General features: G+C 58.9%; 18 protein-coding genes. 8 read left to right on the forward strand and 10 right to left on the reverse strand.

What is annotated here, in order from left to right; genetic code table 11:
* Positions 1 to 53 precede the first annotated feature (53 nt).
* The 4 genes from ubiG (at position 54) to AC1DXW_RS07850 (ending at position 3,572) form a co-directional block, all read left to right on the forward strand.
* A complete protein-coding gene (ubiG, locus tag AC1DXW_RS07835) occupies positions 54 to 752 on the forward strand; it encodes a bifunctional 2-polyprenyl-6-hydroxyphenol methylase/3-demethylubiquinol 3-O-methyltransferase UbiG (protein ID WP_046042598.1) in 699 nt (232 codons plus the stop codon).
* A gap of 4 nt (positions 753 to 756) precedes the next feature.
* Positions 757 to 1,428 carry an N-acetylmuramic acid 6-phosphate phosphatase MupP gene (gene mupP, locus AC1DXW_RS07840; protein WP_150758252.1) on the forward strand — a complete coding sequence of 224 codons (672 nt, stop codon included), beginning with the start codon at positions 757 to 759 and terminating at the stop codon, positions 1,426 to 1,428.
* A gap of 111 nt (positions 1,429 to 1,539) precedes the next feature.
* On the forward strand, positions 1,540 to 2,280 hold the full coding sequence (locus tag AC1DXW_RS07845) for a YciK family oxidoreductase (RefSeq protein WP_477754607.1): 741 nt from the start codon (positions 1,540 to 1,542) through the stop codon (positions 2,278 to 2,280).
* Between the two features lie 365 nt (positions 2,281 to 2,645).
* Entirely contained in the window at positions 2,646 to 3,572 is a 927-nt protein-coding gene (locus AC1DXW_RS07850) for a GGDEF domain-containing protein (RefSeq protein ID WP_477754608.1), read from the forward strand.
* Positions 3,573 to 3,702: 130 nt separating this feature from the next.
* On the opposite strand, the gene AC1DXW_RS07855 is transcribed toward AC1DXW_RS07850, so the two are convergent.
* Together AC1DXW_RS07855 and AC1DXW_RS07860 are read right to left on the reverse strand one after the other, a co-directional pair.
* Complete coding sequence (locus AC1DXW_RS07855; RefSeq protein ID WP_477754609.1) at positions 3,703 to 4,464, reverse strand: TenA family transcriptional regulator; 762 nt, start codon at positions 4,462 to 4,464, stop codon at positions 3,703 to 3,705.
* 76 nt (positions 4,465 to 4,540) lie between these two features.
* Positions 4,541 to 7,000 carry an EAL domain-containing protein gene (locus tag AC1DXW_RS07860; RefSeq protein ID WP_477754610.1) on the reverse strand — a complete coding sequence of 820 codons (2,460 nt, stop codon included), beginning with the start codon at positions 6,998 to 7,000 and terminating at the stop codon, positions 4,541 to 4,543.
* Positions 7,001 to 7,191: 191 nt separating this feature from the next.
* On the opposite strand from AC1DXW_RS07860, the gene AC1DXW_RS07865 reads away from it, so the two are divergent.
* A complete protein-coding gene (locus AC1DXW_RS07865; protein WP_477759899.1) occupies positions 7,192 to 11,838 on the forward strand; it encodes a hypothetical protein in 4,647 nt (1,548 codons plus the stop codon).
* A gap of 12 nt (positions 11,839 to 11,850) precedes the next feature.
* Here AC1DXW_RS07865 and AC1DXW_RS07870 read toward each other — a convergent pair whose 3' ends face one another.
* The 5 genes from AC1DXW_RS07870 to AC1DXW_RS07890 all read right to left on the reverse strand — a co-directional run bounded on the left by AC1DXW_RS07870 (position 11,851) and on the right by AC1DXW_RS07890 (position 16,249).
* Positions 11,851 to 13,668: an ABC transporter ATP-binding protein gene (locus AC1DXW_RS07870; RefSeq protein ID WP_477754614.1), complete on the reverse strand. Its 1,818-nt coding sequence runs from the start codon at positions 13,666 to 13,668 to the stop codon at positions 11,851 to 11,853.
* On the reverse strand, positions 13,661 to 14,263 hold the full coding sequence (locus AC1DXW_RS07875) for a DsbA family protein (RefSeq protein ID WP_477754615.1): 603 nt from the start codon (positions 14,261 to 14,263) through the stop codon (positions 13,661 to 13,663). Before AC1DXW_RS07875 ends, AC1DXW_RS07870 begins: the two co-directional genes overlap by 8 nt.
* Positions 14,264 to 14,299: 36 nt before the next feature.
* Complete coding sequence (gene trhO, locus AC1DXW_RS07880) at positions 14,300 to 15,241, reverse strand: oxygen-dependent tRNA uridine(34) hydroxylase TrhO (protein WP_115947235.1); 942 nt, start codon at positions 15,239 to 15,241, stop codon at positions 14,300 to 14,302.
* 171 nt (positions 15,242 to 15,412) lie between these two features.
* Entirely contained in the window at positions 15,413 to 15,712 is a 300-nt protein-coding gene (locus AC1DXW_RS07885; RefSeq protein WP_477754612.1) for a BolA family protein, read from the reverse strand.
* Positions 15,713 to 15,724: 12 nt separating this feature from the next.
* Positions 15,725 to 16,249, reverse strand: a complete 525-nt coding sequence (locus AC1DXW_RS07890; protein ID WP_007997268.1) for a DUF2059 domain-containing protein — start codon at positions 16,247 to 16,249, stop codon at positions 15,725 to 15,727.
* Positions 16,250 to 16,440: 191 nt separating this feature from the next.
* Between AC1DXW_RS07890 and AC1DXW_RS07895 the strand changes: the two genes are divergently transcribed.
* Positions 16,441 to 17,835, forward strand: coding sequence for a class II fumarate hydratase (locus tag AC1DXW_RS07895; protein WP_477754613.1), 1,395 nt, complete (start codon positions 16,441 to 16,443; stop codon positions 17,833 to 17,835).
* A 97-nt stretch (positions 17,836 to 17,932) separates the two neighbouring features.
* On the opposite strand, the gene AC1DXW_RS07900 is transcribed toward AC1DXW_RS07895, so the two are convergent.
* From AC1DXW_RS07900 to pap, 3 genes are all read right to left on the reverse strand, one after another.
* The gene (locus AC1DXW_RS07900) at positions 17,933 to 18,886 is read right to left on the reverse strand and encodes a DMT family transporter (RefSeq protein WP_477759900.1); all 954 of its coding nucleotides are present in this window, start codon (positions 18,884 to 18,886) and stop codon (positions 17,933 to 17,935) included.
* 262 nt (positions 18,887 to 19,148) lie between these two features.
* The gene (locus AC1DXW_RS07905; RefSeq protein WP_477754912.1) at positions 19,149 to 20,333 is read right to left on the reverse strand and encodes a thiolase family protein; all 1,185 of its coding nucleotides are present in this window, start codon (positions 20,331 to 20,333) and stop codon (positions 19,149 to 19,151) included.
* A 102-nt stretch (positions 20,334 to 20,435) separates the two neighbouring features.
* On the reverse strand, positions 20,436 to 21,959 hold the full coding sequence (gene pap / locus AC1DXW_RS07910) for a polyphosphate:AMP phosphotransferase (RefSeq protein ID WP_477754911.1): 1,524 nt from the start codon (positions 21,957 to 21,959) through the stop codon (positions 20,436 to 20,438).
* A 153-nt stretch (positions 21,960 to 22,112) separates the two neighbouring features.
* Between pap and mnmC the strand changes: the two genes are divergently transcribed.
* Positions 22,113 to 24,092, forward strand: a complete 1,980-nt coding sequence (mnmC, locus tag AC1DXW_RS07915) for a bifunctional tRNA (5-methylaminomethyl-2-thiouridine)(34)-methyltransferase MnmC2/FAD-dependent 5-carboxymethylaminomethyl-2-thiouridine(34) oxidoreductase MnmC1 (RefSeq protein WP_477754910.1) — start codon at positions 22,113 to 22,115, stop codon at positions 24,090 to 24,092.
* Between the two features lie 170 nt (positions 24,093 to 24,262).
* Positions 24,263 to 26,035, forward strand: a complete 1,773-nt coding sequence (locus AC1DXW_RS07920; protein WP_477754909.1) for an N-acetylglutaminylglutamine amidotransferase — start codon at positions 24,263 to 24,265, stop codon at positions 26,033 to 26,035.
* The last annotated feature ends 3 nt before the right edge of the window (positions 26,036 to 26,038 follow it).

The raw sequence follows: 26,038 nt of genomic DNA on the forward strand, positions 1-26,038 counted from the left end.
CCTGGAACGCAATCCGGGGCAACAGGACTTTTCAAGTTTTAGAGGACTAGACCATGAGCAACGTCGACTACGCCGAAATCGCCAAATTCGAGGCCCTGGCTCATCGCTGGTGGGACCGCGAAAGCGAATTCAAACCGCTGCACGACATCAACCCGCTGCGGGTCAACTGGATTGACGAGCGGGTCAACCTGGCCGGTAAAAAAGTCCTCGACGTCGGTTGCGGCGGCGGCATCCTCAGCGAAGCCATGGCCCAACGCGGTGCGACCGTGATGGGTATCGACATGGGCGAAGCTCCGTTGGCGGTTGCCCAGTTGCATCAGCTGGAGTCGGGCGTGAGCGTCGAGTACCGACAGATCACCGCCGAAGCCCTGGCCGAGGAAATGCCGGAGCAGTTCGACGTGGTCACCTGCCTGGAAATGCTTGAGCACGTGCCGGATCCGTCGTCGGTCATCCGCGCCTGTTTCCGCATGGTCAAGCCCGGCGGCCAGGTGTTCTTCTCCACCATCAACCGCAACCCGAAGGCGTACCTGTTCGCCATCGTCGGCGCCGAATACATCATGAAGCTGCTGCCGCGCGGCACCCACGACTTCAAGAAATTCATCCGCCCCTCCGAACTTGGCGCCTGGAGCCGCATGGCCGGCCTGACCGTCAAGGACATCATCGGCCTGACCTACAACCCGCTGACCAAGCACTACAAACTGGCGGCCGACGTGGACGTCAACTACATGATCCAGACCCTGCGCGAGGAGTAAGCCGATGCCAATCAGAGCAGTTCTTTTCGACATGGACGGCACTCTGCTCGACACCGCGCCGGACTTCATTGCGATCTGTCAGGCGATGCGTGCCGACCGTGGCTTGCCACCGATGAACGACAAGCACATTCGCGACGAGATTTCCGGCGGCGCCAAGGCGATGGTCGCGGTGACCTTCGCCATGGACCCGGAATCGCCGGGGTTCGAGGAACTGCGCCTGGAGTTTCTGGAGCGCTACCTCGTCGGTTGTGCCGTTCACAGCAAGCTGTTCGACGGCATGGGCGAACTGCTGGCGGACATCGAGAAGGCCAACCTGGTCTGGGGCGTGGTCACCAACAAGCCGCTGCGCTTCGCCGAGCCGATCATGCAACAGTTGGGGCTGGCTGAACGCTCGGCGCTGCTGATCTGCCCGGATCATGTGAAGAACAGCAAACCGGATCCCGAGCCGCTGATCCTCGCCTGCAAGATGCTCGATCTCGATCCGGCCAGCGTGCTGTTCGTTGGCGATGACTTGCGCGACATCGAATCGGGCCGCGATGCCGGCACCAAGACTGCTGCGGTGACCTTCGGCTATATCCACCCGGACGATAATCCGCGGCATTGGGGTGCGGATGTGGTGGTTGATCATCCGCTGGAGTTGCGCAAGGTGCTCGATAGTGCGCTTTGCAGCTGCTGATTAAAGTCAAGAGATCGCAGCCTGCGGCAGTTCCTACAGGGGACCGCGATCGACGTAGGAGCTGCCGCAGGCTGCGATCTTTTCCAGCTTTGTTATGGATTGAGGTTTTTTATGTTTGATTATTCCGCCCGCCCCGAACTGCTCAAGGATCGGGTCATTCTGGTCACCGGCGCAGGACGTGGCATTGGCGCCGCAGCGGCAAAAGCCTACGCGGCACACGGCGCAACCGTGCTGCTGCTGGGCAAGACCGAAGCCAACCTGACCCAGGTCTACGACGAAATCGAAGCCGCCGGCCATCCACAACCGGCGGTGATCCCGTTCAACCTCGAAACCGCCCTGCCCCATCAATACGATGAGCTGGCGGCGATGATCGAAAGCGAATTCGGGCATCTCGACGGCCTGCTGCACAATGCATCGATCATCGGCCCGCGCACGCCGATCGAGCAGTTGTCCGGCGAAAACTTCATGCGGGTCATGCAAGTCAACGTCAATGCCATGTTCATGCTCACCAGCACTCTGCTGCCGCTGCTCAAGCTGTCGCAAGATGCCTCGGTGGTGTTCACGTCCAGCAGCGTCGGCCGCAAGGGACGTGCGTACTGGGGCGCTTACGGCGTCTCCAAATTCGCCACTGAAGGTCTGATGCAAACCCTGGCCGACGAAGTCGATACCGTGGCCCCGGTACGCTCCAACAGCATCAACCCGGGCGCTACCCGCACCAGCATGCGCGCCCAGGCTTACCCGGGTGAAAATCCGCTGAACAACCCGACGCCCGAGGAGATCATGCCGGTCTACCTTTACTTGATGGGCCCGGACAGCACCGGTATCAACGGCCAGGCGTTCAACGCCCAGTAGCGACCGTACGTCGCTTTTTGGTGCCGCGCCGATTTCCTGTCGCGGCACTCGAATACACGCCAGGAACCTGTCAAACAAACGTCACATACTGCGCTGCACACGTAATAGACGAAGCACAACCTGTTGATTTAATACAAATTTTATTAAGATGAACCGAATGGCACGACTTTCGCTCTAAGTTTGCTAAGACACGCAACGTGAAAGCAGACGGAACGAAGCTTGAGTGCGGCGATTACTCATCTTCTACAAAGCAGATTAAACTTGTACGAAATGTCCTACGGGACTGACGGACCAGTACGACGCGCAGCCTAAGCCGCTCTCACCCTGCTTGTAAGACAGCCTTACTGCTTAGGGGCGCACGCCTTATGAAACCACCTCCCCAGACCAACGCAATTGACTTCGATAGCGCCAAATTGCAGCGCCTGGGCTTTGGTCAGCAACCGCTTCTTCTGGCAAGGCCTATCAGTCTTGCGCAATTGCGCCAGCAACTGAGCCTGCAGCTGCAAACCAGTCTGGAACCGCAACGCATTCTTGGGACGTTCTATCGCGAGATTCAGCGATTGGTGCCGCTGGACGCTTTGTGCTACCTGCACAAGAGCAGTGACTTGCGTCTGGAGTTCGGCCAACGCGGCCACCATTCCATCAGTTACAGCCTCAGCCACGAAGGCGAACACCTGGGTGAGCTGATTTTCCGCCGCAATCAGCGTTTCAGCGAACAGGAACAGGGCAATCTCGAATCGCTGCTGGCCGCGCTGCTTTTCCCGATGCGCAACGCGCTGCTTTACCGTACCGCCACCCAAAGCGCACTGCGCGACCCGCTGACGGGCACCGGCAACCGCATCGCCATGGACCAGACATTGCAAAGGGAAATCGAGCTATCCCGGCGCCATCTGCAACCGTTATCGGTGCTGATGCTGGACATCGATCATTTCAAGCAAGTCAATGATACCCACGGCCACAGCACAGGCGATGACGTGCTCAAGGCGGTCGCTGCCTCGATCAAAAACCAGCTGCGCAACGTGGACATGGTGTTTCGCTATGGCGGTGAAGAGTTCCTGATCCTGCTGTCGAACACCAGCCGCGAGGCCGCGGCCATGGTCGGTGAGCGGCTGCGGTTTGCAGTGCAGTCTGAAGAATACCTGGCCGATGGTTATACGATCTTGCTGACGGTCAGCCTCGGCTGTTCGACATTGTTACCCGGCGAGTCTGCCGAAAGCCTGTTGCGACGGGCAGACAGTGCACTGTATGTGGCCAAGCGCGAAGGTCGTAACCGGTTGGAGATGGCGGGGTAACTGCCGACCACAAAATAATGTGGGAGCGAGCCTGCTCGCGAATGGGATCTGACCTTCAACGATCATGCTGACTGACAGTCCGTATTCGCGAGCAGGCTCGCTCCCACAGTTGTTTCAAGCAGACGTTGAATCAGCCTTCCGCCAGTGCCATCCGCTCACGTACGACCGGTGCCCGCTCTACGTGCTCCAACTGCATGCAACGTTCGAGAAACAGGTACATGTAGTCGTAGCTCTTGCACACAGCCTGGCGCAACTCCACCTGCAGGGATTTGCTCGGGTTGGTGCCCGCCAATGTACAGATGATTTCCAGGGCTTCCCATGGATGGGCATCGTCGTACTGGGCATGCATCTTCAGCCACTTCATCGCTCGCTTGCGATCTTCCTCGGGGAACGAGGCGGCGTAGATACCGTTGGAACAAACGACCGCCGACCATTCCCCGGTCGCCCCTTCGATGGCGTAGTTGGTAGCGGCAATCGCAACGATCAGCGAGTCGGCTGAACTGGTGTGCCAGCACCAATGGCTCAAGGCGTGAAGCTCCGGTGCAACCTGCTGTGCCTGCAGGTCTTCCAGGCTGACACCGTGCGCACGACTCCAGTGCACCCAGTAATCGGCGTGGTTCAATTCGACGCGGATATTACGCATCAGCCAGCGACGGGCCATATCTTCGCCGGGATGACGGGCAAAGCGTGTCTTGGTCAGGTTTTGTGCCATATACAACGCGAACTGTTCGACCACCGGCCAGCCACCGATCAGGTATTGGCGCATGGTCTTTGCACTGAGTTTGTTGTCTCGCATGCGTTGGTACAGTTCGTGTTCGACAACCCGGCGTTTGCTCTCGCTGCAATCCTGGATCAGGCGCTGGGCCCAGGCAGGGTAACTTGCAGCTTCCATGAGCGGTCCGGTTCGGTTGAATGTATCGATCACTGTCGAGCTCCTTTTGATTGTGATTGTAAGACCGGCAGGAGTTTCAACGGAACGTGCCAGGGGCCTTGAACAACAGAGGCTGAGGCCTGGCGGGACGACTTAACAGGCTATCAAAGGTAAACAAATGCGGGCGTTCAATCACATACCCTTGAGCGTAATCCACCCCGATCTCCAGCAATGCCTGCTCGATCTGGGGCGTTTCGACAAACTCGGCAATCGTGCGCTTACCCATGACATGACCGATGTGATTGATCACTTCGACCATGGCGCGGTTAATCGGGTCGTCCAGCATATCCTTTACGAAACTCCCATCGATCTTCAGGAAGTCTACAGGCAAATGTTTCAGATACGCGAATGAGGACATTCCGGCACAAAAATCATCCAGTGAAAAATAGCATCCTAAGCCTTTGAGTTCATTAATGAATCGAATGGCGCTGCCAAGATTTGAAATAGCACTGGTCTCAGTAATTTCAAAACAAATCATTTCAGGCGGAATCGAATACGTCACAAACTGTTCGCGCAGGAAGTCCAGAAACGCCTCATCCCCGATCGTCGTGCCTGACAGATTGATCGCACACATGGCCAGCGGCCCCTGGTGCTGTTCGGCCTGACACTGGGCAATGATCTTGAACACGTTCTGCACAACCCAGCGGTCCAGAGAGCTCATCAGGCCATAGCGTTCGGCGGCCGGGATGAAACTGTCGGGCAAGATCATGCGCCCCGCCTCATCATGCAACCGCAACAGGATTTCGATATGCCCACTGCCATGCTCGGTATGACCGAGGGATGCGATTTCCTGGGCGTACAAGCAGAAGCGGTCCTCCTCCAGCGCCATGTGCAAACGCTGCACCCAGGCCATTTCGCCGAAGCGCAGGGACAATTCCGAGTCATCCGGATGATAGACCTGGACCCGGTTCCGGCCCTTTTCCTTGGCCATGTAGCACGCCATGTCGGCAGCACGCAGCGAGGCTTCGAGCGTCGTCGGATTCTGCGCAACATGGACCAGTCCGATACTGACAGTGGTCACGAAAGGCCGGCCCTTCCAGACAAAATGCAGATTCTGCACAGTCTGACGCAGGCTCTCGGCAATTTTCTCCGCCGCTTCCGGTGCGCAGTTTTCCAGCAGGATACCGAACTCGTCGCCGCCAAGGCGTGCCAGGGTATCGCCTTCGCGCAACCCGGATTGCAACAAGGCACAGATATGCCGCAACAGTTCGTCGCCCGCCGCGTGACCACAGGTATCGTTGACCAGCTTGAACTGATCCAGATCGAGGAACATCAGGGCATGGCGACCCGAATGGCGGGTCAGGTTGTGCAGCGCCTGTTCCAGGCGATATTCGAATTCGCGGCGGTTGGCAAGCCCGGTCAAGGCGTCGTGGGTCGCCTGCCACGACAGATTGGCGATGTATTGCCGCTCCTGGGTCATGTCATGCAGCACCAGCACCGTTCCGCTGACTTTGCCGGCATTGCGGATCGGAGCACCCACCAGCGTGACCGACACCGTGCTGCCGTCCAGGCGTTGAATCAACCTGGAGTGCTCACTGCCGCCACTGAGTTGACCGCTCAGAATATGCTCGATCAGGGTGAAACCGTCGGTCTGTGCATTTTCATCCAGCAGGTTAAACAGCGCCGCCAGCGGCAACCCTGTCGCCTGCTCGGCCTTCCAGTGGGTCAATGCCTCGGCCGCCGGATTCATGTAGGCAATCGCACCGGAAACATCCGTGGTGATCACGCCGTCGCCAATCGATTGCAGAGTGATCTGCGCCCGCTCTTTCTCCAGTTGCAGCGCATCGGCGAAGGCATGGCGCTGCTTGAGCAGTTTATGGGTGCGCATCAAGGCCAATACAATCAAACCCAGGGCGGTGGCGAGGTTGGTCACCAGCAACAGTCGCAGGATCATACGCGAGCCTTCGCCCAAGGCATCGCTGAAGGCCTTCGCCGCCGGCGTCACACTTTCGTTGATGACGAATATCTGATCCTTCCAGCGCTTGATATCGGCATCGGTGGCCTGCCTGGTGGTGATGCGCTGATGCATCTCCTGCGCAATGGTATCGAGTTGCACCAGATACGCGTCGCCTACCATCCAAAGGTCGATGGCTTTCTCGTGGTAACTGAAGTGCCGGAAATTCAGGTACAACCAGATCACACTGGTGATGTCATCCGGATGGTTGCCGCCCTTGAGGATCGCCACACGTGCCGCCTCGATGTTCGGCGGCCGATGATCCAGCGCCACACGCAATTCATGCCCACCCTGAGGCACGGAAATGGCGTTCTGGTATTTATGAAAAATCGCTTCGTCGCCGCTGTCGGCGTAGAGATTGAGGTAATAGATGGCGTCTTTCTGGCCCTTGGACCACAGGCTCTCACCGGCGACATAACCGCGAACAGCCGACAGTACATAAAGGCTGACACCGCCCAAGAGGGCCTGAAACACCACAACGGCGATAAATGGCCAGACGATGCCCAACAGCCGTGGCGTTCCGAGAGTCCGCTTTTGATTCATGAGGTCCCTTACATTAGAGCTGCTCGATTGTCGTCCGGACGAAAATCGCTACAGCTAGACTAGGGTGCCTTCGTCGTCCCGACAAGCTGATCAAAGCTTCGAACATCAACACAGCCAATATATATGTACCGCAAAGACAGTCCTTGATGCATCGAGACTGACGTCCCTCCTATCAAGAGATGTCACTGTTTATGCATACCACAAATGCTTCGGCAACAACCCCATACCAACAATATCTGGGTCAACTCGCAGAATACGACGCGCTGCTAGGCCGTCTACGTGATGCCAAGGCGCGAGGCCTTGCTCTGGCCGGCATCTATTTATCTCCCCAGCCTCACTCCCCCCTTGCCCAGGAACATGACGTCGGGCAAACCCACTTGCACAGCTTGCTCAGACACCCGGACTATCTGGCACTTGTCGAAAAGTTGAAGATCATGAATTTTTTATCTGTGTCTACAGCAGGAGGACGCAGCGTTTACAAGACGGCTGACCAGAAGGGTGCCGAAGTCATTCTCTCCATGACTGAAAATCCTGGCTGGCGCGAACTGACCGAAAAAATCGAGCCGATAGCTCTCAGCATGGGCGGACAATTGCGCTCGGATAAGTTGCTCAGCCTTCCTCAGGTTCTGACGTATTACGCGTTACCGGCAGCGCAAACTCAAAACACCACTGAAATGGAGTCGCTAATTCACAAACTGGAGGAAAGACGCGCCAGTCACTCATTGCAACTCTTCAGTGGTGTTGATATCGACACCTTGAATCGTTCACCCACAGCTGAAGACCGACAACTACTCAAAACCATACAGAGAGCCACTCCGACATCCGCTATGACCATCGATAGCCTGCTCGCTCAACTGACGAACAGAGATATCGTTGCCATCGTCCAGCGCTTTCTTCCCGAAACCGAAAGCTCGCTATTCAGCTACCTGATTCAAAACGCAGTGCCCAATGCGACCGAAGCTCAAGTCCGTGTCACGCCCACGGTAGTGCTGGAAAGCATTTTGCGCTCCGCCGAGTCAGAGCGACTGGCAATGGCGCTGTTGGAAGGCTTGAACTGGTACGGTGGAAAACCCGGCGAAGAAACTTCATCAGGCGTACGAATCAAACTGCTCAGCAAAGCCATTCGCTTATGGACAAACAAGAGCGGTAATCCCGCTGATATCGCTGGATACCCATGGCATCAACGCTCGAATTGGGGAAAGAGTTATCCGAGTATTCGGGCTGAGTTTGAACAGCATCTATTCGATTCCCGGCGAGCGTCATCAATGACTGAGGCGATCTTGCTCGCGCGCTTGCTGCAACCAGAATTCCCACGAGCGTTTCAAGTCCCGGACATTCCACCTGATCTTCCCTATGGAAGTTCTGTGGTTTGGGTCAATTTTGTCCACGGTGTAACGCTGGCCGAAGCCATCGAGCCTGACTCGATCGAGCGGATGACCTTCCAGCAATTGGTCAACCTGCCAATCAAACGAACCGACGGAGCAACGCCAGAGCAATTGAATCTTATCGCCCTGGCGAGGCTGCTTCCGTCACTGGACTGGGCGGTTACCCAAGGGGTCATTTCGCAAAAAAGTCTTGAAAACCATTCACAGAGCGACATCGATCTGGCGCTATCTGCACTGGAAAACCAAAAAAACGAGTTGAATGAGGCCCTCATTCAACTCGATAAAAAACCACCCGAACGACTGGCGATCGCCAAAACAAAAATGCAGTCAATCTTTGGAGAGGATGCCTTCATCTCGGATGGTCGAAAACTGGCTAGAAAGGGCATTACCGGACCGGCCGGTTTTCGTGACACGCCGCCGCTTAAAGGCAAGGAGTACGACTATTACTCGTTTGTCGACGTCTATGCATCCGACAAGTTCGACGATCAGAAAAGTTGGCGGGCGACACAAAGCGACGGCACCACCATTAGCACGCAATGGATACGGATAGACGAAAGCCGAAGGATCGTCACCGGAGAAAGGCCATGGCGCAAACCAGGCTCCCGGTGGGTTATTTCACCGGAGACCAGGTTGCCCGATGTCAAAGCGCTGTTCGACAACGACTTCAAGCACTATCTGCAGCTGACCACAACTGCCTATGAAACACTGATCAGAAGTCAATTGGCCTCACTCCCGTTTGCCGACCGTCAGGCCATCGCCTTAGGCGAACTCAGGGTATACAGCTTGAGAAAGGAAACGCGTGGTATCGAGGCCCAGAATGAAACGCCGGAAATGATCTTGCCGCTACGAGCCCGCAACGGCTTGATATTGCAGGCGATCCATACGCGCGAAACCCAGGGTCACGAACACGGTATTGAAACCAGGTATTACGAATTGCTGCCCAGAGCAGGCGTCATACGTCGTATCGAAAACCTTGGCCCRGAACATTTGGGTGGTGCCATCCAGACGGAAAAGTGGCGTCAATTGAAATCGACCGTTTCAGTCAGCGTATTGCGCCATAAGACGTTGCCCTTTGATTGGGACGCTCATTCGACAGGCAGCGAACCGAAAGAAGACGCGAGTTGCCAGGCTATCATCGAACAGTTAGGGGGCACTTTCGCCACCGAGACAGAGACAGTGGAAAGTTCGGACATTATCCCGTTGACGCTGTCATCAAGTCGTTGCGTGGCGATCAGTCATTTCATTGCAACTCAGCTGCTGTTCACGGACCCGATAAAACTTCGCATTGCCGCCTACGGACAAACGCGTTTCGAACTCGAAGAGGCGCGGGGTGAAAAAGCCCTCGAAATCGGGAAAATGTTCATGCCTTTCTGGAACAGTATCGAAGACTTGGCCTCCGGCGACAAAACACGCCTGATCAACGGGACGTTCGGCCTGTTTGCCGACCTGCTTTCCTTTGCACAACCCATCGGCAAGTTTGCCTCGGGCTCGGCAATACTGATCAGTAATGCAGGCCGACTGACCTTTCGCGCCAGACTTCCCGCATTTGTGTCGCTGACGAAAAAACTGTTGATTTCGAGCCTGCAAACGCTGAATCCGGTTGATGGTATTGGATCGCTGCTCCGGGCATTGGGAGCCAGAGGGGTAAAACTTGCCAGATTCAGCGTTCTCAGAATCAAGGAACTGGCGGGCAAGGCCGGCAGTTATGATTTCGTGCACAAGCTGCCGCAGATCAGCGATGCGGGCCGCTGGAAACCGTTGGCAAAGGGTGACCAGTTAGCGACCGTCAAGGGTATTGACGACATCCACATACGCAAATCGGCCATTCCCGACAATGCCGACTACCACTTGATCGATCCATTATCGTCCAGACCCTACGGTCCCCGGCTAACCACCCGCTCAGGTGATATTTCGTTAGGGAGATCGCATTACAATTCCCTGGATAACACCAAAAATCACGTCATTGTCGAAGTTTCTGAAAACAGCCGCATTCGGGAAGTGCTTGAAGTCGATGGCCGAACTACGTTGTTTATCGATGATGTGCCGTATCGGCTGGATGGCGACACGCTGCGTCGCGCCGACCTGATCGATGATCAGGCGATGCTCAGATCCTTGCCTTGTCGGGTACGGCGTGCCCCAGGTGCCGATGTATGCGAAACGAGCTATGTCACTCGCGCCCCCGCCCCTACTCCTGATATCAACAGCTTCGATGAAACCAAAGGTTGGGCCCCCTGGTTCGGAGATAGTATCTATACGAATGGCGCGAAGGGAGCACCGATGAAAAGGGCATCGATTGCTACACACGAGACTCTCGGTGCAACCATCGAGTTTTGCCAAGGTATTTTTGGACGTGTGAAGGTCAGTGTTCCCGATCGGGGTGTAATGGATACCCTTAGAGCCGGCGCCATTATTGTCGAAGCGGCAGATGGCACGAAGCGGTATGTGTTTACACGCCTAAATGCCAGCGACTTTTTCGTTGCCGAACTCGCAAAAGGACGAAGCTTGGGTAATCCGCTGACATTCAAACAAGCATCAACGCTGTCCGAAGCGCTGAAGGAGCAATTGATGGTGGTCTACACCGGCTCGCTGAATGCCAACAACATGGCAAGAATCCATGGCATCGAGGCCGTCGAGCGCGCCATGAAAACCATGGATGAAATTGCCATTCCAATTAGCGTCCACGAGCCCAATACGCTCAAGCGACTCGAGCTGCTCAAGGTTGATACCAGTCCCGGGGAGGCAATTCTTTTCGATCATAAAACCAGAATGATCATCAGAAGTTCCGAGGATGGTGCCGCCACGTGGTCACCGTCCAAGAAAGCACCGGACAGCGTGCGTGAAACGACAGCGGAGGTTTTCAATAATCTGTTTCAGAAAAAAGTCATCGCCATCCAATCGAGTCGGGGCGAGCCCCTGGCTCTAAACATCGACAAGATGATGCAGCAACTGCAAGTCATCATCGGCCAAAAACTCCAGCGACCAGTGCATGCCCCAAGGAATATTGCGTTCGCCGAAATCAAGACCAAAGCTGGGGTGCGTGAAATCTATGTCAGCGTTTCCGGCAGCAAAGGTGACACCGGTTTCCTGCCAATGTTTCAAAATCCAGCTAACAGAAAGGAGGTAACCGTCGACGGTACCCGTTACTTCAATATAGATAAAGGAACCCGATTCCCGGAGACCGCCCTAAGCATAACCCCAGCGGGCAAGCTACAGGCGATCCCCCATACCATCGACAATATTGAAACATACACGCCTATGCTCACCTCTCGCCCAACCTCGCTGGACACTGAGAGCAAGCTCATTAGCGTCATACGCAAGAAATATCCGGATCCAAAAGACCTGGACTCCATCACGATCGCCACCACCTTAGCGCCCTGCGACTCCTGCGCGGTCGTCATGAAACAATTCGGCTATGACGGCAGCCCCAATGCACTGGACGTGATCTGGAAGTAAACGCTAGCGCAATCAATGCTGCTGCAAATGCCCATACAGCTTGGCGTATAACCCACCCTCGGCGATCAATTGCTGATGGTCGCCATCCTCGGCAATTTGCCCGCCGTCGAACACCAGCACACGATCGGCTTGTTTTACCGCCGAAAGACGGTGGGCAATGATCAGTGTGGTGCGGTTGCTCAGGAACCGCGCCAGTGCCTGGTGCAGGTTGTACTCGGTGGCGGCATCGAGCGCCGAGGTGGCTTCGTCGAGGATCACCACCTTGGGCTCGGCCAGCACCATCCGGGCGATGGCCAGGCGTTGGCGCTGCCCGCCGGACAAACGCACGCCGGAGCGCCCGACGATGCTGTCCAGGCCATTGGGCAAATCCCGGACCGTAGCGTGCAACTGGGCGATTTCCAGTGCCTGCCAGCAGGCCTCGTCACTGCGTTCGCGGCCCATGGTCAGGTTGGCGCGGATGGTGTCGTTGAACAGCGCCGGATGTTGCAGGACTACGGCGACATTTTCCCGCACGGTTTCCAGGCCGATCTCTTGCTGGGTTGAACCACCAAAGCGAATGGTGCCCGCCAGCGGCGTATACAAGCCCAGCAGTAGTTGCACCAGCGTGCTCTTGCCGCCGCCACTGGCACCGACGATTGCGACCTTTTCGCCGGGGGCGATGGACAGGTTCATCTGGTTCAAGACCAGTTCATCACCGTAACCGAAACTCAACCCCTGTACTTCCAGCCCGACCGTCTCGCGACCACTGAACGGGTCGACTCCACCCGAGTACTCGGGCTCATCGTCACGGGACAGCAGTTCGTTGATCCGCGACAGCGCACCATCGGCTGCGTAGTAGGCATATTGCAGGTTCAGCAGTTGTTCCACCGGACCGATCATGAACCACAGGTAGCTGAACACCGCGAGCATCTGGCCGATTGAAAGGTCGGAAAACAGTACAGTGAGCATCGCCGCGGCACGGAAAATATCGATGCCGAACTGGAACAGCAAGCCGCTGGCGCGGTTCGACGCATCGGTTTTCCATTGCGAGTTCACCGCATAGTCGCGCACGTCCCGGGCGCGCTGCCCCAAGCGACCGAGGAAAAACCCCTGGCGGTTACCGGCGCGTACTTCCTGGATCGCATCCAGGGTTTCGGTCAAGGCCTGGGTGAAGCGCGAGGTGCTGTCGTTCTCGAGCTTCTTCAGGTGTTTGACCCGTTTGCCCAACTGCACCGTGGCATAGATCACCAGCGGGTTGAACAGCAGGATCAGCAGCGCGAGTTTCCAGTGCATCCACATCAGGATGGAGGCAGTGCCCACCAGCGTCAGCATGGCCACGAGGAAACGGCTGAGGGTTTCGCCAACGAATTTGTCCAGGGTGTCCAGGTCGGTGACCAGATGCGTGGTCACCGTGCCGCTGCCCAGGCTTTCGTATTCGCCCAGCGAGATGCGCTTGAGTCGTTCGATCAGGCGTATGCGAATGCGATAGACGATGTCCTTGGCCAGTCCGGCGAACAATTTCGCCTGCACTACGTTGAACATCAACGCCGCGCAGCGCAGGGTCAGGGTCACCAGCAGCATCAGTCCGATGTAGCCCGCGGCTTTCTGCCAGCCTTCGGGCAGCGCGTGGTTCATGATCTTCAGCGCCGCATCACCGTGCCCCAGCAACACCTCGTCCACCAGCAATGGCAGGAGCAAGGGAATCGGCACGCTGCACAAGGTCGCCAGCACGGCCACGCCGTTGGCGATCCACAGGGATTTCTTGTGATGCAGGGCCAGTCGGCGGATTTCCGCCCAGCTCAGACGGTCGACACGTTTAGCGGGTGCAACATCATCGGGCAGGTCATGCACAGGCAGCACGCTCCAGCCAGCGGCCGAGCAGCGGGGACAACTCGCTCAACGGCTGATAGCCATTGGTCAACAACGCCAACTGCCCATTTCGCTCAGCCAGCAACGTAGGAAAACCGGCGATGCCCAGGTCCTGGACCCAAGTGAAATCGGCAGATGTCGCGGCGTGCGTATCGGCACGGTCGAACGCGGCGGCGAATTCGATGCGCGGCAGACCGGCCTGCTCTGCCAGCTCCACCAGGACACTGGCACGCGTGACATCGCGACCTTCAGCGTAAAAGGCGTGCTGAATCAGCCCGAGCAGTTTCCAGGCACAATCCGGCGCCAGCGTGCGCGCCGTCACCAGTGCCCGGCAGGCAGGTTCGGTATCGTAGACAAAGCCATCGGGTAACGCGCCTTCAAGCTTGAAGGGCTGGCCGGTGGCCTCGGTGACCGCCTGCCAGTGTTCGAGGATATAGCGCCGGGTACTCGGCTCCAGTGCGGCACCGTTACCGGTGCGCAAACCACCCACGATCAGATGCACCTCCACGCCTGCGGCTTGCGCCTGCTCGACCAGTGCGTTGGCCACCGGGGCAAACCCCCAGCACCAGGAACACATCGGGTCCATCACATAAAGCAGGCGCGCAGACATGGTTCAGGCCTCGGAAGATGCTTGCTTGTAGTTGTAGCCGATCGGGTGAGGCTGGTTTCGAGCCTTGGCCAGCTCGATCTGCTTCTGCCGGTCGATCGCACTGCGACGGGTCTTCTCACTCAGCTTATCCCAGCAATGCGGGCAACTGATGCCGGCCACGTAATGCTCGGACGCGCGGTCTTCCACGCTCACCGGCGTGCGGCAGGCATGACATTGATCGTAGTCGCCTTCGCTCAGGTCGTGACGAACGGTCACGCGGTTGTCGAACACGAAGCAGTCGCCCTGCCACTTGGTTTCTTCCTGCGGCACCTCTTCGAGGTACTTCAGGATGCCGCCCTTGAGGTGAAAGACCTCACCGTAGCCCTCGCTGAGCATGTAGCTCGAGGCCTTCTCGCAGCGGATGCCACCGGTGCAGAACATCGCGACCTTCTTGTGCACGGCCGGGTCGAAGTTGGCTTTGATGTAATCGGGAAATTCGCGAAAACTGGTGGTTTTCGGATCGATGGCGCCTTCGAAGGTACCGATCGAGACCTCGTAATCGTTACGGGTGTCGATCAGCAGTACTTCCGGGTCGCTGATCAGCGCGTTCCAGTCCTGCGGATCGACGTAGGTGCCGACCTTTTTGTTCGGGTCCACGCCTTCCACGCCGAGGGTGACGATTTCTTTCTTGAGCTTGACTTTGGTGCGGTAGAACGGCTGGTCGTCGCAGTACGACTCTTTATGGTCGATGTCGTCCATGCGCGGGTCGTTCTTGAGCCAGGCCATCAGCCCGTCGATGCCTTCGCGGCTGCCGGACACGGTGCCGTTGATACCCTCTTCGGCAATCAGCAGCGTGCCTTTGATGCCGTTGTCGACCATCGCTTGCAGCAGGGGCTCGCGCAGGGCGACGTAATCTTCCAGGGTGACGAACTTATACAGTGCCGCCACGACAATCTGTTGTGTCATGGGTAAATCTCCAGGTGGCTACCCTCGTAAGGGGTGAACCGGATGCGAAAAAAAACGCGCCGGGTTAGCGGCGCGTTGGGCATTCTAACAAAAAAGATCGCAGCCTGCGGCAGCTCCTACATGGGAATGCGTATTCCTGTAGGAGCTGCCGCAGGCTGCGATCTTTTGAGCTTAATGCTCGCTACCGCCAGCGCAGGTCGGCGAGGCCGGGGCCGCGTCGATCCGGGCCCATTCCTCCGGCGTGTAGGTATGCAGCGCCAACGCATGGAACTCGCCCATCAGCTCGCCGAGCGTGCCGTAGACCTTCTGGTGGCGCTTGACCCGGTTCAGGCCTTCGAACTGCGCGCTGACCACCACAGCCTTGAAATGGGTCTGCAACCCACGGCTGTGCATATGGCTCTCATCCAGCACGTGCAGATGCTCGGGCTGAAGCAGGGCCAGTGTCGATTCGATGCGTTGTTGCATGGTCATACCGAACTCCGCTTAAGGCTTTTTCTTGGCTGGCGCAGCCGCGTCTTTCGGCGTCAGCTCGGCGGTCATGTCAGCCAACAGCTTGTTGACCACCGGCACTGCGCTTTCCAGCTTGGCCTGGGTCATCTGGGCCGATTGCTGGGTCAGCTGAGGCATTTTTTCCAGGACTTTCTTGCCCAGTGGCGACTGGTAGAACGCAACCAGGTCCTTGAGCTCGGATTCGGTGAAGTTGGTGGTGTAGAGCTTGACCATGTCCGGTTTCAGCTTGTTCCAGCCAATGGCCTGGTCCAGAGCGGCGTTGGCCTTGGCCTGGTAGGTTTCCAGCACGGCTTTTTTCGACTCAGGAGCTTTGGTCTGTTCGAAACGCTGGGCAAACATCTGCTGTACTTGCATGTACACCGGGGTGCCCAGTTTGTCAGCGTGCGCCATGGTCAGGAAAGCCTCGGCACTGGCGTTATGGCTGGCGGTGTCGGCAAGAACCTGGCCGCTGGCGCAGACCAAAGCAACGGCGGTACAGATGGCACGAAGACGAGTCATCGAGTTTCCTTTTCTAGCTGGCGAGGTAAGACCCCAAGGGCGTCCATTCTGCGCCTAAAAAAGTGTGTCGCTCAACCCCAAGCCTTGTCGCACCTGATTTAGAGGGGTTGAATGGTCAAATTCAGACTGATGGAACCACGGCCGTCGATCACGGCCTAAACTGCGCAATCGGACCTACAGGAGTGAGCAAGATGAGCCGTATCGAAACCGACAGCCTCGGCGAGGTTGAAGTCCCGGATGAAGCCTACTGGGGCGCTCAGACACAACGCTCGCTGATCAACTTCGCCATTGGCAACGAACGCATGCCGCTGGCGGTGTTGCATGCCCTGGCGCTGATCAAGAAAGCCGCGGCACGGGTCAATGATCGCAACGGCGACGTGCCCGCCGACATCGCCCGCCTGATCGAGCAGGCAGCCGACGAAGTGCTCGGCGGCGACCACGACGACCAGTTTCCGCTGGTGGTCTGGCAAACCGGCAGCGGCACCCAGAGCAACATGAACGTCAACGAAGTGATCGCCGGTCGCGCCAACGAGCTGGCCGGCAACCCCCGTGGCGGCAAGTCCCCGGTACACCCCAATGATCACGTCAATCGCTCCCAGAGTTCCAACGACTGCTTCCCCACCGCCATGCACATCGCCGCCGTCCAGGCGGTGCAACAGCACTTGCTGCCGGCGATCAGCGAACTGTCCGGCGGGCTGGCCGAGCTGGCCGCGCGCCATATGAAACTGGTCAAGACCGGCCGCACCCACATGATGGATGCGACTCCGATCAGCTTCGGTCAGGAAATCTCGGCGTTCATCGCGCAACTCGATTACGCCGAACGGGCGATCCGCAGCGCACTGCCCGCGGTCTGCGAGCTGGCCCAGGGCGGAACGGCCGTCGGCACCGGGCTCAATTCACCCCACGGCTTCGGTGAGGCCATCGCTGCAGAATTGGCCGCCCTCTCCGGTTTGCCATTTATCACCGCACCGAACAAGTTCGCCGCACTGGCCGGCCATGAGCCGCTGACCACGCTGTCCGGCGCGCTGAAAACCCTCGCCGTGACCCTGATGAAGATCGCCAACGATCTGCGCCTGCTGGGTTCCGGTCCGCGCGCCGGCTTCGCCGAAGTCAAGCTGCCGGCCAATGAACCGGGCAGTTCGATCATGCCGGGCAAGGTCAACCCGACCCAGTGCGAAGCGTTGTCGATGCTGGCCTGCCAGGTGCTGGGCAACGATGTTGCCATCGGCTTTGCGGCCAGTCAGGGCCACTTGCAGCTGAACGTGTTCAAACCGGTGATCATCCACAACCTGCTGCAATCGATCCGTTTGCTGGGTGATGGCTGCAGCAACTTCCAGCAGCACTGCGTGGCCGGTCTGGAGCCGGATGCGGAAAAAATGGCTGAACACCTGGAACGAGGCCTGATGCTGGTGACGGCGCTCAACCCGCACATTGGCTATGACAAATCGGCGAAGATCGCCAAGAAGGCCTACAGCGAAGGCCTGACCTTGCGCGAGGCGGCGTTGCAACTGGGGTATCTGACCGATGAAGAGTTCGATGCGTGGGTAAGGCCGGAGAATATGCTGGAGGCTGGGGCCAAGGGCTGAGTTTTGCAGTGAAGCGAAAAGATCGCAGCCTGCGGCAGCTCCTACGGGAATACGCGTTTACATGTAGGAGCTGCCGCAGGCTGCGATCTTTTGATCTTCAGGCCACCCGCATCTTCCTTGCCTTGAGCCCGGCAATCAACGAAGGCCCCAACGCCACCAGCGCCGACCCCAGCACCACCAGCACCGCACCGCCATAACCCAGACCATTGATCGTCTCGGCATGCACATAGTCAGGCCATAGGCATGCAGCCATGGCAACCGCCACAAAGGTCACCAGCGGTGTGATGGCCAGCGTTGCGCTGACCCGAGAGGCTTCCCAATGGGCCAGGGCCTCGGCAAACGCGCCATAGGCAATCAGGGTGTTGAGGCAGCACGCCAGCAGCAACCAACCCTGCAACGGGTTCAATTGCAACGCTTCGAGCGGATGCACCCACGGCGTCAACAGCAGCGCGCAAAACAGGTAGATCACCATCATCACCTGCAGCGAATTCCACACCGTCAGCAATTGCTTCTGCCCCAGGGCATAGAAGGTCCAGACCGTGGACGCCAACAGCACCAGCAGCACGCCGGCGGTGTAGTCGGTCAGCGATGTGAGCAATTCACTCAAGCGCTGGTTGAAAAACAGCGCAAAACCGATCAGCAGCACCAACAGCCCGATCCCCTGCCCCAGGCTGAACCGCTCCTTGAACACAAACACGCTGGCGATCAGCAGCATGATCGGCCCCATCTGCACCACCAGTTGCGCCGTGCCGGGGCTGAGCAGGTTCAGGCCCATCAAATACAGCACATAGTTACCGACCAGGCCGAGCACCGCCATCAGTACCAGCCAGCCACCGCGAGGACCGAGCACTTTGCGGCTGGGCAGACGCCTGGTGGCCGCCAGGTAAATGAACAGACAACCGCCGGATACCAGCAGGCGAAACCAGGTCACCGTCACCGGGTCCATCACCAGCAGCACTTGCTTGAGCTTGATCGGCAGGATTCCCCACAACAACGCGGTCAACAAGGCCAGGAACAGACCGTAACCCCAGCGACCCGATGAAATGTGCATGTGAACCCCAACGCCAACTGACAGGAGCCGTCATTCTAGGCCCGCAGCGGTGGCGTACACAGGCACAGTTTGGGTCTGGCCGCGGATGAAACTGTGTGGGTCGTAATGTTCGGGGGATGTTCTTGACCGCGGCGCGCCCATCGCGAGCAAGCTCGCTCCCACAGGTTTTATGGCGTACACAAGATTAGTGATCGCCACTAAACACTGTGGGAGCGAGCTTGCTCGCGATGGCTATTTTACCGACAAAGAAAAAACCCGAGCCTTACCGCACCGCCTCAAACAGTCCCGTAGCCCCCATCCCGCCTCCCACGCACATGGTGACGACACCGTAACGCAGATTGCGTCGCTGCAATTCACGAACCAGATGCCCGACCTGACGCGAGCCGGTCATGCCGAACGGGTGGCCGATGGAGATCGAGCCGCCGTTGACGTTGTACCGGGCGTTGTCGACTTCCAGGCGGTTGCGGCTGTACAGGCACTGCGAGGCGAACGCTTCGTTGAGTTCCCACAGGTCGATGTCGTCAATCCGCAAGCCTTTGGCCTTGAGCAGTTTCGGTACCGAAAACACCGGGCCGATGCCCATCTCGTCCGGCGCGCAACCGGCCACGGTAAAACCGCGAAAGAACGCTTTCGGCTTGAGCCCCAGTTCCAGCGCTTTTTCCAGGCTCATCACCAGGGTCATGGACGCGCCATCAGACAGTTGCGAAGAGTTGCCGGCCGTGACCGAGCCATCTTCGGCGAACACCGGCTTCAACCCGGCCAGACTTTCCAGGGTGGTGTCCGGGCGGTTGCAGTCATCACGATCAACGACACCGTCGAGGATCTGCACCTGACCGGTGTTTTTGTCTTCGACGCGATACTTCACCGCCATCGGCACGATTTCATCGCAGAACAGCCCGGCGGCCTGAGCCTGAGCAGTACGCTGCTGGCTTTGCAACGCGTACAGGTCCTGCTCTTCACGGCTGACGCCGTACCGACGCGCGACTATTTCAGCAGTCTGCCCCATCGGGAAGTAGATGCCCGGCACCTGTTCCTTGAGCAGCGGGTTGATCAGGTTGTCGGTATTGACACTTTTCATGGTCATGCTGATGGACTCGACACCGCCGGCGACGATGATGTCGCTGCAACCCGAAGCGATCTGGTTGGCGGCAATGGCGATCGCCTGCAAGCCCGAGGAACAGAAGCGGTTGAGGGTCATGCCGGCCGTGCCGATGCCCAGGCGCGACAGCACCGCGACATTGCGACCGATATTGAAACCCTGGGCGCCTTCGTTGGAACCGGCGCCAACGATGCAGTCCTCGACGCTCGCCGGATCGATACCGGAGCGTAGCAACAGTGCATCGACACAGTGTGCCGCCATGTCGTCCGGGCGGGTCATGTTGAATTTGCCGCGAAAGGATTTGGCCAGGCCGGTCCGCACGCTGTCGACGATCACCACTTCACGCATGACATACCTCATTGTTGTTATCGGTTGAGAGTGGACCGAGCATAAGTCCAGCGCTTCACCGACCGCGACAATCATTCACCTCGCGTATGCGCAACCATCGCTTCAATCCTTGTCCTTACGCTTCTTGTTCTCATGCCGGTCGGATTTTTCGAAAGCCTCCTCCAGTGCGCGATTGATGGTGCGCAAGACTTTGACCCGTGCCCAACGCTTGTCGTTGGCTTCCACCAGGGTCCATGGCGCAATCTCGGTGCTGGTACGGTCGACCATGTCGCCAACCGCCGCGCGATAGTCATCCCACTTTTCACGGTTGCGCCAGTCATCGTCAGTGATCTTGAAGCGCTTGAAGGGAATCTTTTCGCGCTCCTCGAAGCGCTCCAGTTGCGTCTGTTTGTCGATGGACAGCCAGAACTTGACCACGATCACCCCGGCATCGGTCAGTTGTTCCTCGAAATCGTTGATCTCGCTGTAGGCACGCAGCCAGTCTGCCGGGCTGCAAAACCCTTCGATGCGCTCCACCAATACCCGGCCATACCAGGAGCGGTCGAACACGGTGAACTTGCCCCGGGCCGGCAGGTGCCGCCAGAAGCGCCACAGATACGGTTGCGCCCGTTCTTCTTCGGTGGGCGCGGCAATCGGCACGATGCTGTACTGGCGCGGATCAAGCGCTGCCGCTACCCGGCGGATCGCCCCGCCCTTGCCAGCCGCGTCGTTGCCTTCGAACACCGCCACCAGCGCGTGGCGGCGCATGCGTTTGTCGCGCATCAACCCGGAAAACCGCGCCTGCTCGGTAATCAGCTGTTCTTCGTAATCTTCCTTGTCCAGGTGCAGGGTCAGGTCCAGGCTGTCGATCAGGTTCACTTGATCGACACTGGGGAACACTGGCGCGGCGCTGACCTTTTCCGGATGGATCGTCGGTCGCTGCAATGCGCCCTGCAGGCCCGCCAGCAGAATCCGCCCCACGGCCAAGCTCCGATAATGGGCATCCACCCCGGCGATCACATGCCACGGTGCATAGTCGCGGCTGGTGCGGCGCAGCACCCGTTCGCCATACTTCACGAACCTGTCGTAGGTTTGCGACTGCTGCCAGTCCAGCGGGCTGATGCGCCAGCTGTGCAGCGGGTCGTCGGCCAGCGCCTTGAGGCGTGCCTTCATTTGCTTCTTGGAGAGGTGAAACCAGAACTTGAAGATCAGCGCACCTTCATCGCACAGCATCTTTTCCAGGCGCTCGGCGCCGTTGATCGCCTGGTCCAGTCGCGGATCCTTGAACACGCCATGGACCCGCCCCTGCAGCATCTGGCTGTACCAGTTGCCGAAGAAAATCCCCATGCGCCCCTTGGCCGGGAGCATCCGCCAGTACCGCCAGGCCGGCGGCCGCGCCAGTTCTTCATCGGTTTGCTGGTCGAAGGTGCGGACCTCGATCAAGCGCGGGTCCATCCACTCGTTGAGCACCTTGATCGTCTCACCCTTACCGGCACCTTCGATGCCATTGATCAAAATGATCACCGGAAAGCGGCGTTGCTGCTGCAATTCGAATTGCGCTTCGAGCAACGCTTCGCGCAGGGCCGGGACTTCGGCGTCATAGGTTTCTTTGTCAATGGCGTGATCGATTTCAGCAGATTCAAACATGAGCGGCTCCCTTCCAGATGTGAGCAAGACTAGCGGATTGAACTGAAGGCCAGCAGAGATTCTCCCGGTCTCGGCCAATACATGCCTTGCCACGGATCAAGCACCACGCCGTCGATCGGCTAGAATGGCGGCCTTGCCGTTGCCGAGCCTGCCATGAAACCTGAATTGCCCCACGCCCAGCTCGACTGGGACGACCAAGGTCGTCCGTATTCGCGAGTGTTCGATGATGTGTATTTCTCCGACCAGTCGGGGCTGGACGAAACCCGCTATGTCTTTATCGAGCAAAACCGCTTGGCGGAACGCTTTGCTGCCTTGCCGGAGGGCGGACGCCTGGTCATCGGTGAAACGGGCTTTGGCACGGGACTGAATTTTCTGTGTGCCTGGCAGGTGTTCGAACAACACGCGGCGGCCGGAGCGCGGCTGCATTTTGTCAGCGTCGAAAAGTACCCGTTGAGCCCGGCCGATTTGCAACGAGCCCTGGCGCTGTGGCCGGAACTCAAGGTGTTTGCCGATCAACTGCTTGAGCAATACGTGGCCATCCATCAGGGCTTTCAGCGCCTGACGCTGGACCACGGCCGCGTGACCCTGACGCTGCTGATCGGCGATGCACTGGAGCAACTGCCGCAACTCGATGCCCGAATCGACGCCTGGTTCCTCGACGGTTTCGCCCCGGCGAAGAACCCCGACATGTGGACCGCCGAACTGTTTGCCGAACTGGCGCGCCTGGCCGCCCCCGGTGCTTCCATCAGCACCTTCACCAGCACCGGCTGGGTGCGGCGCCTGCTCAACGCCGCCGGCTTCAAGATGAAACGCACCCCCGGCATCGGCCACAAATGGGAGATCCTGCGCGGCGAGTTCCTCGGCTGGCCCCAGGAAACGCCGGCCCCGGCCCTGGATAAACCCTGGTTTGCCCGCCCGACCCCGTTGACCGGCGTGCGCCAGGCACTGGTGATCGGTGCCGGCCTGGCCGGTTGTGCCAGCGCCGCCAGCCTCGCCGCGCGGGGCTGGCAAGTGACAGTGCTGGAGCGCCACGACGACATCGCCCAGGAAGCCTCGGGCAACCCGCAGGGTGTGCTCTACCTGAAGTTATCCGCCCACGGCACGGCGCTGTCACAAATGATCGTCAGCGGTTTCGGCTACACCCGACGCCTGCTCGAACACTTGCAACGGGGTCGCGACTGGGACGATTGCGGCGTGTTGCAACTGGCCTTCAATGCCAAGGAAGCCGAACGCCAGGCGCAATTGGCCGCGGCGTTTCCAGCGGACTTGCTGCACCTGCTGGATCAACCCGAGGCACAGGCCGTGGCCGGTATCGGGCTGGCACAGGGGGGCCTGTTCTATCCCGAAGGCGGCTGGGTCCACCCACCGGCGCTGTGCCAGTGGCAGGCTGCGCATCCACAGATTCAATTGCTCACCCATCACGATGCGCTGGAACTGCGCAAGGTTGAAGGCCGTTGGCAAGCCTGGGACGGCGAGCGATTGCTTGCCGACGCCCCCGTGGTGGTGCTCGCCGGCGCAGCCGAAATCCAGCGCTTCCCCGAGAGCGCCGAGTTGCCGCTCAAACGCATTCGCGGACAAATCACCCGCCTGGCGCAAACCCCGCAAAGCCAGGCCCTGAGCACCGTGGTGTGTGCAGAAGGCTATGTCGCCCCTGCCCGTTTGGGCGAACACACCCTGGGGGCCAGTTTCGATTTCAAGAGCGATGACCTCACGCCGACCACGGCCGAACACCTGGGCAACATGGCCATGCTCGAAGAGATTTCCCACGATCTGGTCGAGCGTCTACAGGCCGATAATCTTGCGCCTGAAAGCCTCCAGGGGCGTGCCGCTTTTCGCTGCACCAGCCCCGACTACTTGCCAATCGTCGGCCCGTTAGCCGACACCCAGGCGTTCACTCAGGCTTATGCAGCGCTGGGCAAGGATGCCCGGCAGGTGCCGGACGCCGAATGCCCATGGCTTGACGGTTTGTACATCAACAGCGGTCACGGCTCGCGCGGCCTGATCACCGCGCCGCTGTCCGGAGAACTGCTGGCAGCCTGGCTGGACAACGAACCCCTGCCGTTGCCCAGAAGCGTGGCCGAAGCCTGCCATCCCAATCGGTTTGCCCTGCGGCGCCTGATCCGGGGCAAGTAATCGATACAGCAGCCGAAGTCGCCCTCACGGGGCGATTCGGCCGTGGTCTGGCGCGCATATAACTCATCGATCTAAAACTCCCCTTACCGAGGAGGGTCACTTTCTGAGTACCCGCCGTTCTGGCGCGGTATCGATCGACCCTCCCCAACGGAAAAACCGGTAAGGAATTTATGTGCGGATTAGCTGGCGAGTTACGTTTTGATCATCAACCTGCAGACCTTGCAGCCATTGAACGAATCACCCATCACCTGGCCCCCCGCGGCCCCGACGCCTGGGGCTTTCATAGCCAGGGGCCGGTTGCCCTGGGCCATCGGCGCCTGAAAATCATGGACCTGTCGGACGGCTCGGCGCAGCCGATGATCGACCCGCAATTGGGCTTGTCCCTGGCCTTCAACGGGGCGATCTACAACTTTCCGGAATTGCGCGCCGAGCTTGAAAGCCTGGGATACACCTTCTATTCCGGTGGCGACACCGAAGTGTTGCTCAAGGGCTATCACGCCTGGGGCGAAGCGCTGCTGCCAAAACTCAACGGCATGTTTGCCTTCGCCGTTTGGGAGCGCGATGCCCAACGCCTGTTCATCGCCCGCGACCGACTCGGCGTGAAACCGCTGTACCTGTCGCGCACCGACCAGCGCCTGCGCTTCGCCTCGGCGCTGCCGGCATTGCTCAAGGGCGGCGACATCAACCCGATCCTCGATCCTGTAGCGCTCAATCACTATCTGAATTTCCACTCCGTGGTCCCGGCACCGCGCACCTTGCTGGCGGGCATTGAAAAACTGCCGCCGGCCACCTGGATGCGCATCGAAGCCGATGGCCGCACCGAACAGAAAACCTGGTGGACCCTGCCCTACGGCCCTCACGCCGATGAGACGGATCTGACCCTCGAAGACTGGCGCGACCGTGTGCTCGTCAGCACTCGCGAAGCTGTTGCCATCCGCCAACGTGCAGCGGTGGATGTCGGCGTGCTCTTGTCCGGCGGCGTCGATTCAAGCCTGCTGGTGGGCCTGTTGCGGGAAGTCGGCGTGGACAATCTGTCGACCTTTTCCATCGGGTTTCAGGATGCGGGCGGCGAGCGCGGTGACGAGTTCCAGTATTCCGACCTGATCGCCCGGCACTACGGCACGCAGCATCACCAATTGCGCATCGAAGAAAAAGAGATCATCGAACAACTGCCCGCCGCATTCCGCGCCATGAGCGAACCGATGGTCAGCCATGACTGCATTGCCTTCTACCTGTTGTCACGGGAGGTGGCCAAACACTGCAAAGTCGTCCAGAGCGGCCAGGGCGCCGATGAACTGTTCGCCGGTTACCACTGGTATCCGCAAGTGGACGGCGCGAGTGATCCGTATGCCGCGTACCGCGAAGCGTTTTTCGACCGCAGCTACGACGACTACGCCGCCACCGTGCAACCAAAATGGATGAGCGCGAATGACGCCGCCGGTGACTTCGTCAAAGCCCATTTCGCCCAGCCCGGTGCCGATGCGGCGGTGGACAAGGCCTTGCGTCTGGACAGCACGGTGATGCTGGTGGACGACCCGGTCAAACGCGTCGACAACATGACCATGGCCTGGGGTCTGGAGGCGCGCACGCCGTTTCTCGACTACCGCCTGGTGGAGCTGTCGGCACGGATTCCGGGGCGCTTCAAACTGCCGGACGGCGGCAAGCACGTCTTGAAAGAAGCCGCGCGGCAAGTGATTCCCAGTGAAGTGATCGACCGCAAGAAAGGTTACTTCCCGGTGCCGGGCCTCAAGCATTTGCAGGGCGATACGCTGGAGTGGGTGCGCGAGTTGCTGCTCGATCCCAGCCAGGATCGCGGCCTGTTCAACCCCGCGATGCTCGACCGTCTGCTGACCGATCCACAGGGCCAATTGACGCCGTTGCGCGGCTCGAAGCTGTGGCAACTGGCGGCCCTCAACCTGTGGCTCAGCGAACAAGGAATCTGACGA

It is taken from the genome of Pseudomonas sp. P4_C4 (genome assembly GCF_056402055.1).